Genomic DNA, 14408 nt, shown 5'->3' with positions numbered 1-14408 from the left:
CACAACGCCGCCCGGCAGCACACGACGTTTCCCGCCGAACGGGTTACCCCGGTGAGCAGGGTTCGACACCTGTTCGCACACGGAGCGCTCCGCGTTCGTGCCGAGCGCCTCGGTGGGTGGGATCATTTCGGCAACGCGGTCGCTAGCCTGACGACATGACCGAATACGTGCAGGTTGTCACCACCACAGATTCCGAACACGCCGCGGGAGAACTGGCCCGCGGTGTCGTCGACGCCCGGCTCGGTGCGTGCGTACAGGTCGTGCCCATCCGCAGCTTCTTCCGGTGGGAGGGAGGCGTCGAGGACGAGCAGGAGTGGCAGCTTCAGATCAAAACATCCCGGGACCGGGTGACGGAACTGCGTGAACACCTCGAGGAGCGGCACAACTACGACGTTCCCGAGATCATCGCCGTCCCCATCGTGACCGGCAACGACCAGTACCTCTCCTGGGTAAAGGAGGAAACCACTCCCTGAACGGAGTCGAGCCTGTCCCCGCGATCGGCACGCGGCGGCCCCTCCCTGCCGACATTCCCGTCCCAGCGGGGGTCCGCCCGACGATCACCGCTCCGCAGCCGTCGTAGACTCCCCGGCGAACACTTCCAACCTCGATGCCGGTTCCCCACGGCACGTGCTCGCGGGAACACGGTCGGACTGGCAGCAACACGCGTCGCGCCCGCGGCGAGGCAAGGACCCAGCCGGATGAAAAAACCCGCCATCACCCGCAACGACATCTACATCGCGGCGGCAGGACCAGCATTGGGCCTGCTCGTGGCGATGTTCACGCTGCACTGGGACTGGCTGCTCGCCGGGATACTGATCGCGGCCATCGCTCTGGTGTGGGCCCGGTTACGACACGCCGGGGCCGACTGGGCGGCGCGAGCGGGGCTGTTCGCCCTGCTGATCGGCCTGCTGCTGTGGCTGTGGCTCGATGACGCACGCTGGGCGATCCTGGGGGCGTTTCCGCTGATGTTCGTATTCATTCGCAAACTGGCGGCCGCGATCGAGCAGCGCCGCTGACCCAGCCTTCCATCACTCCGCGCGAGGCAGCCTCTCACTCATCTGAGAGGTTTCTCCGGCCGGGTGACGCCCCTCGCTCTGATCGCTCCCCCGGCCCGTCGCCGGCCCACCACCATGCCTGAGCGCAGTCGTCACATCGACGAACGGCAGGACCCCCGGCGACGGCACGTGATCCGGTACTGTGCCGAACACGAACGAATCTTTTCCGCGATACGGAAAAATTTGTTTCCGAAGAGAAACGAAGCCGCTCCCGAGATGTCGTGCCAACCCGCCGCATGCCAATATTCGGCGACCAAACCATCCGTGGCGTCGACAGTTCCGGTTCGCCTCGGGCGAGACCCCGCCGCGCGATCGGAACAGCGTGAAAGGACGATGCTCGTGCACGTGCTATGGGGTATCGGCGGCATGATCATACTGCTGCTGATCGCGGTCGCCCTGTCGACCAGCCCGCGCTCGATAAGGCCTCGCACGGTTCTGGGGGCCCTGGCTCTCCAAGTGGTCTTCGGGTTTCTCGTGCTGCGCTGGGAAACCGGGAAGCGGGCCCTGGAAGGGGTCGCCGACGGCGTGGGCAAGGTGATCGACTCGGCCAACGAGGGCATCGACTTCATGGTGGGGCCGCTGCTGGACCTGATGGACGAGGGGACCACGCTGTTCGCCTTCCAGGTACTGCCGATCATCGTGTTCATCGCTTCGCTGAGCGCGGTGCTCTACCATTGGAACATCCTGCAGTGGGTGGTCCGCATCATCGGCGGCGGACTGCAGAAGATACTGGGCACCACCAAGGCCGAGTCACTCAACGCCACGGCCAACATCTTCGTGGGACAGACCGAGGCTCCACTGGTGATCCGGCCTTACCTGGCCGGGATGACCCGCTCCGAGTTCTTCGCGGTGATGGCGGGCGGGCTGTCCACAGTGGCAGGCACCGTGCTCGTCGGTTACTCATTGCTGGGGGCCGACCTGGAGTACCTGATCGCCGCCAGCTTCATGGCCGCACCCGCCGGACTGCTGATGGCCAAGATCATCGTGCCCGAGACCGAGCAACCCCGCAGTGACGAGGCCGTCGTCGCCAGCACCACGGGCGCGGCCAAGCCTCCGGAGGAGCCTGCCGCCGGACCGGCGGAGGAAGCCGAAACCGGAGGCGGAGCCGCGAGCTCGGCCACCGAACACGAGCAGGAGACCGAAAAACCCCGCAACGTCATCGACGCCGCCGCCGTGGGGGCCTCCGACGGGCTCAAGCTCGCCCTCAACGTGGGAGCGATGCTGTTCGCGTTCATCTCGCTGATCGCGCTGCTCAATCTGATCATCGGTGGCGTCGGCGGGCTGTTCGGCCTGGAGGACCTCACCTTCCAGCAGATCCTCGGCTACGTTTTCTCTCCCGTCATGGTCGCGGTCGGCATCCCGTTCAACGAGGCGATCGAGGCCGGCACCTTCCTGGGGCAGAAGCTGGTCCTCAACGAGTTCGTCGCCTTCGCCGACTTCGGCCCCCAGGCCGAGGCGGGCGCCTTCACCGAGCGCACCACCGTGATCATTACGTTCGCCCTGACCGGGTTCGCCAACTTCAGCTCGTTGGCGATCCTGTTGGGCGGACTGGGCGGTCTGGTACCGAGCCGCAGGCCGCTGATAGCCAAGCTCGGGCTCAGAGCCGTGCTGGCGGGAACACTGGCCAATTTGATGAGCGCCACCATCGCGGGGATGGTCATCGGTTGAGCGAAGCGGCGGTCACCGTACGTGTAACTCGCGTCACGGTGACCGCCCACCGGCGGATGCCCGGCACGGTCGACCGGACCACCCGGTCACTACCCCGGAGCCTTTTGACAGGCTGCGGTCATGACCGCAGCCGATACGTTCCCTCGCCACAGCGCCCGGACCCAAGGATTCACACTGGGCGCCCCTCGCAGTTTCACCGTCGCACCGGACGGGCAACGGGTGCTGTTCCTGCGGTCGTCCAGCGGTACCGATCGGAGCAACGCACTCTGGTTGTTCGACACCACCGAAGCGACGGAACGCCTCCTGGCCGATCCCGCACAGCTCGAAGACACCGATGTCGTCTCGGAAGCGGAGCTGGCACGACGGGAACGCGTCCGGGAGCGCGCCTCCGGGATCACCGCCTATGCGGTGGACGACAACGCCCGACGGGTGGTTTTCACACTCTCGGGTGAGTTGTTCGTCAGCGAACCGGAAACCGGGCTGGTCCGCAGGTTGCCGGCACAGTATCCGGCCGCCGACCCGCGTCCGGACGGCTCGGGCGCCCGCGTGGCCTACACCTCGCGGGGCGAACTGCGCGTGATCGGTTTCGACGGCTCCGGTGACAGAGCACTGGCCGAGCCCGAGCACGAACGGGTCCAGTGGGGCATCGCGGAGTTCGTCGCGGCCGAGGAGATGAACCGTGCCCGCGGCTACTGGTGGTCCCCCGACGGTTCGACGGTCCTGGCCGCCCGGGTGGACGAGTCCGAAGTGGCGCGGTGGAGCCTGGCCGATCCCACCCATCCCGCACGAGCACCGAGGACGATGGCGTACCCGGCGGCCGGCGAGGCCAACGCCGACGTCACGCTGGAACTGCTGCGGGTGGACGACGCGGGGTTCGGCGAACGGCTTCCGGTGCGCTGGGACCGCGGGAGTCATCCGTACCTGGTGGAGGTTCACTGGTCGCCACACGGCAGGCCACTGCTGGCGGTGCAGAGCCGCGACCAGCGCAGCCAGCTGGTGCTGGCGGTGGATCCCGAGACCGGTGACACGACGGAACTGCACCGCGACACTGACCCGCACTGGATCGAGATCAAAACCGGCTGGCCCGCCTGGACCCCCGACGGACGCCTGGTTCGGATCGCCGCGCTGGACGGCGCCTACCGGCTGCTGGTCGACGGAGCTGACTGGACGGGCCCTGAACTGCAGGTCCGTGCGGTGCTGGACGTCGGCCCCCACGACATCCTGGTGACCGCCTCGGAATGGGACCCCACCCAGTCCCACGTCTACCGTGTGACCGAAGCCGGGGTGCGGAGACTGTCCGACGAGGCAGGGGTACACGGTGCCAGGCGTGGCGGCCCGGTGACGGTCCTGTCCTCGAGCGGGTTGCGGCAGCTGCACACCACGGTGCGCGTGCTGCGCGAGGACACCCCGATAGGAGAGATCGCCTCGCTGGCCGAGTCGAGCACGATCACGCCACGTGTGGAGCTGCTACGGCTCGGCGCGCGCGAGTTGTGCAGCGCGTTGCTGCTGCCACACGGACACCGTCCCGAGCACGGGAAGCTTCCGGTGCTGCTGGATCCCTACGGGGGCCCGCAGGCGCAGCGGGTGCTGCGGAAGCAGCAGGGCTACCTGACACCGCAGTGGTTCGCCGATCAGGGATTCGCCGTGCTCGTCACGGACGGCCGGGGTATGGCCGGGCGCGGCCCGGAATGGGACCGCGCGATCGCCGGTGACTTCGCCGGGGTTCCGCTGCACGACCAGGTGGACGCGCTGCACGCCTGCGCGGCCGAACGCACCGACCTGGACCTCGACCGAGTGGGGATCAGGGGGTGGTCGTTCGGTGGCTACCTGGCCGCGCTGGCGGTGCTGCGGCGCCCGGACGTCTTCCACGCGGCCGTGGCGGGAGCGCCGGTCTGCGACTTTCGGCTCTACGACACGCACTACACCGAACGCTATCTCGGTGACCCGAAGCTAAACCCCGAGACGTACGCGGCGAACTCACTGCTCGAGATGGCACCCGAGCTGCGCAGGGACCTGATGCTGGTGCACGGCACCGTCGACGACAACGTGGTGTTCGCGCACTCCCTGCGGCTGTCCGAAGCGCTGACAGCGGCTGGCAGGCCGCACACCCTGTTGCCGCTGCCAGGCGTCACCCACATGCCGACCTCGGAGAGCAAGAGCGAGAACCTGCTGTTGCTGCAGCTGGACTTCCTGCGCCGCGCTCTCGGGCTGTCGGCGAGTTCCCCGGGGGACAGCGGGCCGACCGACTGACCCCTCGCCCGTCGGGCCGTCCACCGCGTGGTGCCTTCGACGTATCCCGCCGAAGGCACCACGCGAACCGTACCGGCGCCGGAACCCCCGCGTCGTGTTCCCTCGAGGGGGACGTACCCGGCGGGGTACGACTCCGGCGGGGTACGACTTTCGCGTCAGGAGACGATCCGGGCGGTGACAGGCGGCACGAGGCGTGGGCCCGCCGGCCGTTCGCCCTCCCCTTCAGCTCGACGGGGTGCGGTGATGCCGGCCCCGCGGCCGGGGACGATCGCCGTTCAGAGTATCTCCAGCGGCTCGGGAGCGTCGGGCGGCGGGAAGCGGGCTTCGAGACGAGTGAGCTCGTCGTCGGAGAGCGAGAGGTCCACGGCGGCTCGGTTGTGGTCGACGTGCTCCACCGTGGCCGCCTTGGGGATGGCGCACACGCCGTCCTGGCGCAGTACCCAGGCCAGCGCCACCTGGGCAGGGGTGACACCGCGTTCGGCGGCGACCGCACCGAGCACCGGATCATCGAGCAGTCTGCCCTGCTCGATCGGCGAGTACGCCATCACCGGCAGGTCTCGCTCCCGACACCAGGGCAACAGGTCGAACTCGGGACCGCGCCGGGTGAGGTTGTACAGCACCTGGTCGGTCACCGCCCTGGTACCCGCTCCGGCGACGAAGAGATCGTTCATGTCCGCGACGTCGAAGTTGCTCACGCCGAAGTGGCGGATCTTGCCGTCACGCTGGAGACGTTCGAACGCTTCCATCGTCTCCTCCAGCGGGGTAGAACCGCGCCAGTGCAGCAGGTAGAGATCCAACCTGTCCGTGTCCAACCGGCGCAGACTTCGTTCGCAGGCGGCCACGGTGCCGGAACGGTCGGCGTTGTGCGGGAACACCTTGGAGACGAGGAACGCCTCGTCCCGACGTCCTTCGAGCGCGGTTCCCACGACCCGCTCCGCACCGCCACCGCCGTACATCTCGGCGGTGTCGATCAGTTCGATCCCCACGTCGAGACCACGACGCAACGCCTCGACCTCGGCGTCACGCCGCGCGTTGCGCTCTCCCATTCCCCAGGTTCCCTGCCCGAGCACGGGCAGTTCCCCACCGCCGGGCAGCGGTAGTCGACGCATGACTCGCACCTTGTCGTCTCGGAACTCGGACAGGTGCCGGGCTCCGCGTCACACTACACCACGAACGGCGGCCGCCGGAGCGGTCGGTGGTCAGCGGGAGCTCTTGCGTTCCCTGACTCGGACGACGACCCGAACCGGACTACCGGTGAAACCGAACGCCTCTCGGAACTTACGCTCCAGGAACCTGCGGTAACCGGCCTCCAGGAAGCCGGAGCTGAACAGCACCAGTGTCGGCGGCCGAGAGTGGGCCTGGGTGGCGAACATGATCTTGGGCTGCTTGCCGCCGCGCACCGGCGGCGGGTGGGCGGCGACGATGTCCGACAACCAGGAGTTGATCTGTCCGGTGGACACGCGCTGGTCCCAGGACTCGAGTGCCCCCCGCAACGCTGGGGCCAGCTTGGCGACGGCACGTCCGGTCAACGCCGAAACGTTCACCCGCTCGGCCCAGCGCACCCGAACGAGATCACGGTCGATCTCCTTCTCCAGGCTCCGCCTGCGCTCGTCGTCGACCATGTCCCACTTGTTGTAGGCGATCACCAACGCCCGACCGGCCTCGATGACCATGCTGATGATGCGCAGGTCCTGCTCGGTCAGCGGGTTCGAACCGTCGATCAGCACGATGGCGACCTCGGCGGCCTCGATGGCGGCCTTGGTCCGCAGCGAGGCGTAGTACTCGGTGCCGTCGGCCGTCTTGACGCGCTTGCGCAGCCCGGCCGTGTCCACGAACCGCCACACCTCGTCATCGAGCTCGACCAGCGAATCGACGGGATCGACGGTGGTACCCGCCACCTCGTCGACGACCGCCCGCTGCTCCCCGACGAGGCGGTTGAGCATGCTGGACTTGCCGACGTTCGGCTTGCCCACCAGGGCAACGCGGCGCGGCCCCGCCGCGCCGCCGAAGCGTTCCCGAGGGGTATCCGGCAGCACGCGCAGCACCTCGTCGAGCAGGTCCCCGGAACCGCGACCGTGCAACGCGCTCACCGGGTGCGGCTCCCCCAGGCCGAGGGACCACAGCTCGGCCGTGCCGGCCTCTGCTCCCTGGCTGTCGACCTTGTTCGCGACCACGATCACGGGGCGCTTGGATCGCCGCAGCACTCTGGCCGCGGCCTCGTCGGTGCCGCTGACGCCCACGTTGGCATCGACGACGAACAGGATCGCGTCGGCGGTGGACATGGCCATCTCGGCCTGGGAGGTGACGCTGGCGTACATGCCGTCGGCATCGGGGTCCCAACCGCCGGTGTCGACCACGCTGAAGGCGCGGCCACTCCACACCGCGTCGTAGCTCACCCGGTCGCGGGTGACGCCGGGGGTGTCCTTGACCACGGCCTGCCTGCTACCCAGCAGCCGGTTCACCAGGGTGGACTTGCCCACGTTCGGTCTCCCGACGACCGCGAGCACGGGGCGCCCCCCTCCGGCCTCCGAGTCCTCGTCGAACTCCTCGTCCAACTGGTCGTAGTCGGCCCAGTCCGTCTCGTCGGACCAGGTGCCGTCGAGTCCGGCACCCTCGGCGGCGTCGGCAAACAGCTCTTCGCTCACGCCTCGTTCCCTCTCACATCATCGTCTGGTTCGTCGGAGCCGGTCGTGCTCCCGTCGAGTTCGGCGAGCAGATCGACCAGCTCGCCGCGCACGCGTTCGGTCGCCGCGGCCAGTCCCGCCCTGCCCCCACCTCCCGGAAGCCGGAGGGGGTGGCCGACGAGAACGTCCACGCGCGGCCGGAAGCGAGGCGCTCGCCCCGCTTCCCGGGCGGTACCCCGGCACACGACCGGCAGCAACCACGCCCCCGTCGAACGGGCCAACCAAGCGGCACCGTGCTGCGCGGTGTCCACCGATCCAGCACGTGTCCCTTCCGGGAACACCCCGATCACACCACCCGAACGCAGTATCCGCAGGGCCGCCGAAAGCGACTGGCGATCGGGGGCGCCACGACGAACCGGAAGATGCCCCAGCTTACCCAGTGCCCAGCCGAGCGGGCCGTGGAACAGTTCCCTTTTGATCAGAAACACCGCGCCGCGTGGCAGCGTCCCGAACAGCACCGGACCGTCCGCGAGCGAACTGTGGTTGGCGACGAGAACCACGGGGCCGGCCGCGGGGAACCGCCCCCCGTGTCGAACACGGATCCGATACGACATCCGCAGCACGATCCCGCCGACGCCACGCGCGAATCGACGTGAACCGAGCGAACTGCCCGACGGAAGCATACCCTGCGTGAGACGAGAACGCCGTGGGTGACTCCCCCCTGGCGTCATCGCCCGGCTCGTTCGTCGGTGACCAGCAGTCCTCGCCCGTCGGCCAGCTCTCGCAGCCGCGACAGCACCTGTTCCAGCGAGAGCTCGGTCGTGTCCAGCGAGACCGCGTCCTCGGCCATCCGCAGCGGGGCGACGGCCCGGTTCGAGTCGAGAGTGTCCCTGCGGCGCACGTCGGCGTGCACCCGTTCCCGGTCGGCGGGTCGTCCCTCGGCCGCGTCCTGAGCGGTACGGCGATGGGCCCGGGCGTCCGCCGAGGCGGTCAGGTACACCTTCAGCCCCGCGTCAGGAGCCACCACGGTCCCCACATCGCGTCCCTCGACCACGATCCCACCTCGGGGGCGGGTGGACGCGTCGATCAGTGAGCGCTGCCGCTCCACCAGCAGCTCACGGATCTCGGGCACTGCCGAGACGGCGGAAACGGCCCCCGTCACCTCCTGCTCACGGATCTCCTGCCGCACGTCGACACCGTCGAGCAACACCCCCGGATCATCGGGATGCGTACGCATCCCCAGCCGTGTCTCCCCGGCGACGCGGGCGAGCCCCGTCGCGTCGTCCAGCGCGACCCCGGCACGCAGAACGGCCAGCGTCACAGCCCGGTACATCGCACCGGTATCCAGATAAGCAGCACCGAGCGCGCGGGCCAGCCCTCGGGCCGCCGTGGATTTCCCCGTCCCGGACGGCCCGTCCACCGCCACGATTCCGTTGAGCTCGGGCTGGGACACCTCGACTGACCTCCTCGAACACGATTGACCACGTCGCTCGGTCGGGCTAACCGACAGTGCCTCATTCTGCCTGTCCGCGAAGCGGGCGGCTCAATCGCGTCCCCGGGATCACTCGGCCGGCTACCCGCACGCCGCGAGACGTTTTAAGATCGGTCGTGTGGACGTCACCGTGACCCCGCTGCCGGGGCTGGGCACGCAGCAGGAATTCACCACCGACTCCGGCCGCCGCATCGGAGTTATCACCTACCGCGACGGCCGGATGGAACTGATCGTCTCCGACCCCAGGGACCCGGACAAGATCTGCGCCGCGACCGACCTCACCGGGGAGGAGACCAACACGCTGGCCAACCTGCTCGGCGCGCCCCAGCTGGTGCGGCAGCTCAGCGAGCAGCAACGTGAGGTCACCGGTGTGACGACCTGGCAGCTTCCGTTGCCGCCGGGATCACCGTTCGACGGTCGCACCCTCGGCGAGACCGAGATGCGCACCCGCACCTCCGTTTCGATCGTGGCCGTCATACGGGACGGCTCGGTACTACCCTCACCTCGTCCCGACTTCGTCTTCGCGGCGGGCGACCTCGTGGTCGTCGTGGGTACCGCCGAAGGTCTGCGCGCAGCCGGCGAGATCATGGAAAACGGCTGATTCGGCTCGAACCGGCCCGGATCCGTCGGGGCCGCCGAATCGCGTCGAACACGGAGTCCCGGCACGACCGGATCCGGTGGACGTCCGCGCGGGCGAGGGGAACCAGGTGCAACACACTGCGGTCACGTTGATCGAACTGGGGGCCGTCTTCTTCGGCCTGGGAGTGCTCGGGCGACTCGCCTGGCGCATCGGGATCTCACCGATCCCGCTGTACCTGCTGGGCGGGCTGGCCTTCGGGCAGGGAGGTCTGATCCCGCTGGGCGGCATCCAACCGTTCACCGAGATCGCCTCGGAGATCGGTGTCGTGCTGCTGTTGCTGCTGCTGGGGTTGGAGTACTCGGCGGGGGAACTGGTGACGGGCCTGCGGCGTTCCTGGATGGCCGGCCTGGTCGACGTCGTCCTCAACGCCTCCCCCGGCGCCGTGATCGCCCTCCTGCTCGGTTGGGGCCCCATCGGGGCGATCGCACTGGCCGGGGTCACCTACATCTCCTCGTCGGGGATCGTGGCGAAGGTTCTCGGCGATCTGGGACGGCTGGGCAACCGCGAAACACCGGTGGTGCTGTCGATACTGGTGTTCGAGGACCTGGCCATGGCCATATACCTGCCGATACTGACGGCGTTACTGGCCGGAGTGGGATTCGTGGGAGGACTCGGCGCCGTAGGGGTCTCCGTCCTGGTGATCACTCTGGTGCTGTTGCTCGCGCTACGCTACGGGCGCTACGTCTCGGCGCTGGTGGACAGCCCGGACCCGGAGGTCTTCCTGCTGCGGCTGCTCGGGGCGGCGTTGCTCGTCGCCGGGGTGGCGTCCCAACTCCAGGTCTCGGCCGCCGTGGGTGCCTTCCTGCTCGGGATCGCCATATCGGGCTCGACGGCTGCCAACGCCACACGAACGCTCGCGCCGCTGCGGGACCTGTTCGCGGCGGTGTTCTTCGTGGTGTTCGGGCTCAACACCGATCCGTCCGAGATTCCCCCGGTTCTCCCGTTCGCACTGCTGCTGGCGTTGCTGACCACGATCACGAAACTCGCCACCGGGTGGTTCGCGGCGAGCTCGCAGGGCGTCCGACGGATGGGAAGGGCCCGAGCGGGCGCCGCCCTGGTCGCCCGAGGTGAGTTCTCCATCGTGATCGCAGGGCTCGCGGTGGGTTCCGGAGCGGTGAGCGGTGAACTGGCAGCGCTCTCCACCACCTACGTCCTGTTGATGGCCGTCCTCGGCCCGGTGGCGGCCCGTGTCGTGGAACCGGCCGCGCAACGATTGGTCACACTGCGGCCCGCCGCGAAGCGTTGACCCCGGGCCCACGAGTGGCGAGGGCCGAACGCCTACAGCCCGACCGCCCGGTAGAGCGAGCCGAGCTCCTTGTTGTCCAGGGGACGGATCGCGCCGGGGCGCTCGTTGGTCAACCGCACCTCGCCGATTCCGGTCCTGACCAGTCGCTGGACCGGATAGCCCGCCTCCTTGAACAACCTGCGGACGATTCGCTTGCGCCCCTCGTGCAGCACCACCTGCGCCAGGACACGAGTGCCCTTCTGGTTGGTGTCGACGAAACGGAAGGAATCGACCCGGGCGAGCCCGTCCTCCAGCTCCAGACCGGACTTGACGGTGCGCCCCAGGTCCTTGGGAATCGGGCCCTGCAGTTCGACGAGATACGTCTTGGGAACCCGGTAGGAGGGGTGCATCAACCGGTTGGCCAGCTCACCGTCGTTGCTGATCAACAGCAGGCCCTCGGTGTTGAAGTCCAGCCGCCCGATATGGAAGAGCTTGCCGTCGCGCTTCGGCAGGTAGTCGCCGATGCAGGGACGGTCCTGATCGTCGGACATGCTGCACAGGATGCCCGCCGGCTTGTTCAGCAGCAGGTGAGTGGCCTCGCGGTCGATCACCACCCTGGTGCCGTCGACGTGGATGACCGAGGTCTCCGGGTCCACCCGGGTGCCGAGGGTGGTGACCGGAGCGCCGTCGACCTCCACACGGCCCTCGACGATCATCTCCTCGGCGGAGCGACGCGAAGCCACGCCCGCCTGGGAAAGCACTTTCTGCAGCCGGACGCCCTCCGCCGCTTTCCGGCCGCTTCGGCTCGTCGGGTCACGCAGTTCAGACATCGTCGATCGCATCCACTTCGGGCAACAGGGGGGCCAACGGCGGCAGTTCCCGCAACGAGGACAAACCGAGCCGCTCCAGGAACAACTCGGTCGTGCGATAGGAAGTGCCGCCCGATTCCGGGTCGGTACCGGCTTCGTGGATCAGTCCACGCGCCAGCAGGGTACGTACGACCCCGTCCACGTTAACACCGCGCACCGCGGCCACCTTCGAGCGAGTCACCGGTTGCCGATAGGCGATCACCGCGAGCGTTTCCAGCGCGGCCTTGGTGAGCTTGGCGCGTTGCCCGTCGAGCAGGTAGCGCTCCACGACGGGAGCGTAGACGTCACGCGTGTAGAACCGCCAGCCATCGCCCACCCTGCGCAGCTCGATACCGCTGGCAGCGGCCGTGTAGCCCTCCGCCAGCCGGTGCAGAGCGGTGGTGACCCGCGCTACCGGTTGATCGAGCACCTCTGCCAGCAGTTCCTCCCCGGCGGGGGAGTCCACCACCAGCAGCACCGCCTCCAGAGCGGAGTCGAGGGCGGTGTCGGAGGCCAGATCGGGCCACTCGCGGCCGCCGCCTCGATCCGTGACGACCGACTGCTCGGTGGCCGTGTCGTCCTGAGGGGGCTCTGCCCCATCCGGGTGTGTTTCGCTGCTCACCCGTATTCCTCTTCCTCATCTCGGTCCCGGTCCGCCTCGGCGGCCGCACGGGCCTGCTCGGCGCTCCCGCCCACCCAGCGCACCGTGAGCTCACCGAGCGGCTCGGGCTGGTCGAAAGCGACCACCGTCTCGCGGAACAACTCCAGCAGCGCCAGGAACCGCGCGACGATCTCGAGGGTCGCACCGCACTCCTCGACCAGCTCGGCGAACCGCGCACTGCCCCGCTCCGCCAGCAGTACCCTGAGCACGGCCGCGTGTTCGCGCACCGAGACGCGTTGTTGGTGCAGGTGCTCCAGTGAAACGGTCGGCGGAGGTTTGGGCCGGAAGACCGCGGCGGCCGTCTCGGCCAGGCCCGCGGCGTCGACCCCCAGAACCACGTCGGGCATCAGGTCGAGGTAGCGCTGCTCCAGCGACACCGCACGGGGGTAACGTCCCAACGCGTTGGCCTCGAGCTCGCGGAAGAGCTCGGCGACCCGCTTGTAAGCCCTGTACTGCAACAACCGCGCGAACAGCAGGTCGCGCGCCTCCAACAAGGCCAGGTCCTCCTCGTCCTCGACCTCGGCGGCGGGCACCAGCCGGGCGGCCTTGAGGTCCAGCAACGTGGCCGCCACCACGAGGAACTCACTGATCTCGTCCAGCTCGGAACGCTGCCCCAGTTCCTTGGTGTAGGCGATGAAGTCGTCGGTGACGCGATGCAGGGCCACCTCGGTCACGTCGAGCTGATGCTGGGAGATCAACTGCAACAGCAGGTCGAACGGCCCCTCGAAGTTCTCCAGCCGTACGGTGAAGCGCCCGCCCTGGGTCTCCTGGGCGGCGGCCAGCCCGGGCATCTCGTGCACCGATTCGGCGGCTGTTCGTGCCTCGGTCACTTCTCCTCATCAGCAGCAGTGGCTCGCCCGCGGGCCTCATCTCGCGATGACCTCGCGGGCGAGCGAACGGTAGGCCTTCGAGCCGGAAGAGCGCGGCGCCCACCGGGTGATGGGCTCGCCCGCAACGGTGGTTTCCGGGAAACGAACCGTACGGTTTATCACGCTGTCGAACACTATATCCCCGAAGGCGTCGACCACGCGCGACATGACCTCTCGCGAATGCAGCGTACGAGGATCGAACATCGTGGCGAGGATGCCGCTGATCTCCAGGTCGGGGTTCAACCGTTCCCGGACCTTCTCGATCGTGTCGATCAGCAGCGCCACCCCGCGCAGACTGAAGAACTCGCACTCCAGCGGAATCATCACGCCGTGGGCGGCGGCCAGCGCGTTGACCGTCAGCAACCCCAGCGAAGGCTGGCAGTCGATCAGCACGAAGTCGTACTCCGCCCGCACCGGACGCAGCGCGCGCTCCAGCGCCTGTTCCCGCCCGACCTCGGCGACGAGCTGCACCTCGGCCGCGGAGAGGTCGATGTTGCTCGGCAACAGGTCCATCCCGGCCACGCTGGTGGATCTGATCACGTCCCGGAGTTCGGCGGAGCGCTCCATGATGACGTTGTAGATGGTCTGCTCCAGCTGGTGCGGTTGCACGCCGAGACCTACCGACAGTGCACCTTGTGGATCGAAATCGACCAGCAACACCTTGCGGCCGTACTCGGCAAGCGCCGCCCCCAGATTGATCGTGGACGTGGTCTTGCCGACACCGCCCTTCTGGTTGCACATCGCCAGTACCGAGGCGGGCCCGTGCGCGTCCAACACTGCGGGCTCGGGAATGTGCCGACGCGGCCTACCGGTCGGTCCGATATTCGCGTCGTTGGGATCGGGTCCCATCCCGTCGCCACTGGCGATTTCCGAGGTGTCCGGGGTGATGCTCAGGTCGACCGCGCCCCGGTACCGCCCACCGGCGGAGGGCTGCGGCGTCGACATGGCGGTGGTGACTCCTTCGTGTGCGACGGCATTCGAAAAACCTCGTTCGGTGCGCAGCCTAAGCGGCACGCGCACACGGCGGCAACGCGCCTCGCCGTTGATCGGTCGAAACGCTCGGCGGTGCCGCTCGC

General features: G+C 68.4%; 14 protein-coding genes. 6 read left to right on the top strand and 8 right to left on the bottom strand.

Annotated features, from left to right (window positions below):
• Positions 1-155 precede the first annotated feature (155 nt).
• The 4 genes from cutA to BLQ75_RS19900 all read left to right on the top strand — a co-directional run bounded on the left by cutA (position 156) and on the right by BLQ75_RS19900 (position 4973).
• A complete protein-coding gene (gene cutA / locus BLQ75_RS19915) occupies positions 156-473 on the top strand; it encodes a divalent-cation tolerance protein CutA (protein WP_092604208.1) in 318 nt (105 codons plus the stop codon).
• Between the two features lie 225 nt (positions 474-698).
• Positions 699-1016, top strand: coding sequence for a hypothetical protein (locus BLQ75_RS19910; RefSeq protein WP_092604207.1), 318 nt, complete (start codon positions 699-701; stop codon positions 1014-1016).
• A gap of 372 nt (positions 1017-1388) precedes the next feature.
• Entirely contained in the window at positions 1389-2723 is a 1335-nt protein-coding gene (locus BLQ75_RS19905) for a NupC/NupG family nucleoside CNT transporter (RefSeq protein WP_092604206.1), read from the top strand.
• Positions 2724-2843: 120 nt separating this feature from the next.
• Positions 2844-4973 (top strand): S9 family peptidase, encoded by a 2130-nt coding sequence (locus BLQ75_RS19900; RefSeq protein WP_092604205.1) that lies wholly within the window; start codon positions 2844-2846, stop codon positions 4971-4973.
• Positions 4974-5248: 275 nt separating this feature from the next.
• Here BLQ75_RS19900 and BLQ75_RS19895 read toward each other — a convergent pair whose 3' ends face one another.
• The 4 genes from BLQ75_RS19895 to cmk all read right to left on the bottom strand — a co-directional run bounded on the left by BLQ75_RS19895 (position 5249) and on the right by cmk (position 9050).
• Positions 5249-6082 (bottom strand): aldo/keto reductase, encoded by an 834-nt coding sequence (locus BLQ75_RS19895; protein WP_092604204.1) that lies wholly within the window; start codon positions 6080-6082, stop codon positions 5249-5251.
• A gap of 90 nt (positions 6083-6172) precedes the next feature.
• Positions 6173-7618, bottom strand: a complete 1446-nt coding sequence (gene der, locus BLQ75_RS19890) for a ribosome biogenesis GTPase Der (protein WP_211481488.1) — start codon at positions 7616-7618, stop codon at positions 6173-6175.
• The gene (locus tag BLQ75_RS19885; RefSeq protein ID WP_092604203.1) at positions 7615-8328 is read right to left on the bottom strand and encodes a lysophospholipid acyltransferase family protein; all 714 of its coding nucleotides are present in this window, start codon (positions 8326-8328) and stop codon (positions 7615-7617) included. Before BLQ75_RS19885 ends, der begins: the two co-directional genes overlap by 4 nt.
• Entirely contained in the window at positions 8325-9050 is a 726-nt protein-coding gene (cmk, locus tag BLQ75_RS19880; protein WP_092604202.1) for a (d)CMP kinase, read from the bottom strand. The genes BLQ75_RS19885 and cmk overlap by 4 nt, the downstream gene beginning before the upstream one ends.
• A 157-nt stretch (positions 9051-9207) precedes the next feature.
• On the opposite strand from cmk, the gene BLQ75_RS19875 reads away from it, so the two are divergent.
• Both BLQ75_RS19875 and BLQ75_RS19870 read left to right on the top strand, forming a co-directional pair.
• Entirely contained in the window at positions 9208-9690 is a 483-nt protein-coding gene (locus BLQ75_RS19875) for a cation:proton antiporter regulatory subunit (protein WP_092604201.1), read from the top strand.
• 106 nt (positions 9691-9796) lie between these two features.
• The gene (locus tag BLQ75_RS19870) at positions 9797-10975 is read left to right on the top strand and encodes a cation:proton antiporter (protein ID WP_092604260.1); all 1179 of its coding nucleotides are present in this window, start codon (positions 9797-9799) and stop codon (positions 10973-10975) included.
• Positions 10976-11007: 32 nt separating this feature from the next.
• Here the strand turns inward: BLQ75_RS19870 and BLQ75_RS19865 are convergent, their stop codons facing one another.
• The 4 genes from BLQ75_RS19865 to BLQ75_RS19850 form a co-directional block, all read right to left on the bottom strand.
• The gene (locus BLQ75_RS19865; protein WP_092604200.1) at positions 11008-11784 is read right to left on the bottom strand and encodes a pseudouridine synthase; all 777 of its coding nucleotides are present in this window, start codon (positions 11782-11784) and stop codon (positions 11008-11010) included.
• On the bottom strand, positions 11777-12430 hold the full coding sequence (scpB, locus tag BLQ75_RS19860; RefSeq protein ID WP_092604199.1) for an SMC-Scp complex subunit ScpB: 654 nt from the start codon (positions 12428-12430) through the stop codon (positions 11777-11779). Before scpB ends, BLQ75_RS19865 begins: the two co-directional genes overlap by 8 nt.
• Positions 12421-13254 carry a segregation and condensation protein A gene (locus BLQ75_RS19855; protein WP_092604259.1) on the bottom strand — a complete coding sequence of 278 codons (834 nt, stop codon included), beginning with the start codon at positions 13252-13254 and terminating at the stop codon, positions 12421-12423. Before BLQ75_RS19855 ends, scpB begins: the two co-directional genes overlap by 10 nt.
• 75 nt (positions 13255-13329) lie before the next feature.
• Complete coding sequence (locus BLQ75_RS19850; RefSeq protein WP_092604258.1) at positions 13330-14277, bottom strand: ParA family protein; 948 nt, start codon at positions 14275-14277, stop codon at positions 13330-13332.
• Positions 14278-14408: the final 131 nt, after the last annotated feature.

This window comes from Actinopolyspora xinjiangensis (assembly GCF_900104475.1).
In the GTDB taxonomy this organism is placed as follows: domain Bacteria; phylum Actinomycetota; class Actinomycetes; order Mycobacteriales; family Pseudonocardiaceae; genus Actinopolyspora; species Actinopolyspora xinjiangensis.
This window is presented reverse-complemented; position numbering and strand designations above follow the sequence as displayed.

Coding starts and splice junctions, on each gene's coding strand:
- BLQ75_RS19910 (WP_092604207.1), top strand. CDS start 699: ATGAAAAAACCCGCCATCACCCGCAACGACATCTACATCGCGGCGGCA.
- BLQ75_RS19895 (WP_092604204.1), bottom strand. CDS start 6,082: ATGCGTCGACTACCGCTGCCCGGCGGTGGGGAACTGCCCGTGCTCGGG.
- BLQ75_RS19900 (WP_092604205.1), top strand. CDS start 2,844: ATGACCGCAGCCGATACGTTCCCTCGCCACAGCGCCCGGACCCAAGGA.
- BLQ75_RS19885 (WP_092604203.1), bottom strand. CDS start 8,328: ATGACGCCAGGGGGGAGTCACCCACGGCGTTCTCGTCTCACGCAGGGT.
- BLQ75_RS19905 (WP_092604206.1), top strand. CDS start 1,389: ATGCTCGTGCACGTGCTATGGGGTATCGGCGGCATGATCATACTGCTG.
- BLQ75_RS19865 (WP_092604200.1), bottom strand. CDS start 11,784: ATGTCTGAACTGCGTGACCCGACGAGCCGAAGCGGCCGGAAAGCGGCG.
- BLQ75_RS19855 (WP_092604259.1), bottom strand. CDS start 13,254: ATGCCCGGGCTGGCCGCCGCCCAGGAGACCCAGGGCGGGCGCTTCACC.
- cutA (WP_092604208.1), top strand. CDS start 156: ATGACCGAATACGTGCAGGTTGTCACCACCACAGATTCCGAACACGCC.
- BLQ75_RS19850 (WP_092604258.1), bottom strand. CDS start 14,277: ATGTCGACGCCGCAGCCCTCCGCCGGTGGGCGGTACCGGGGCGCGGTC.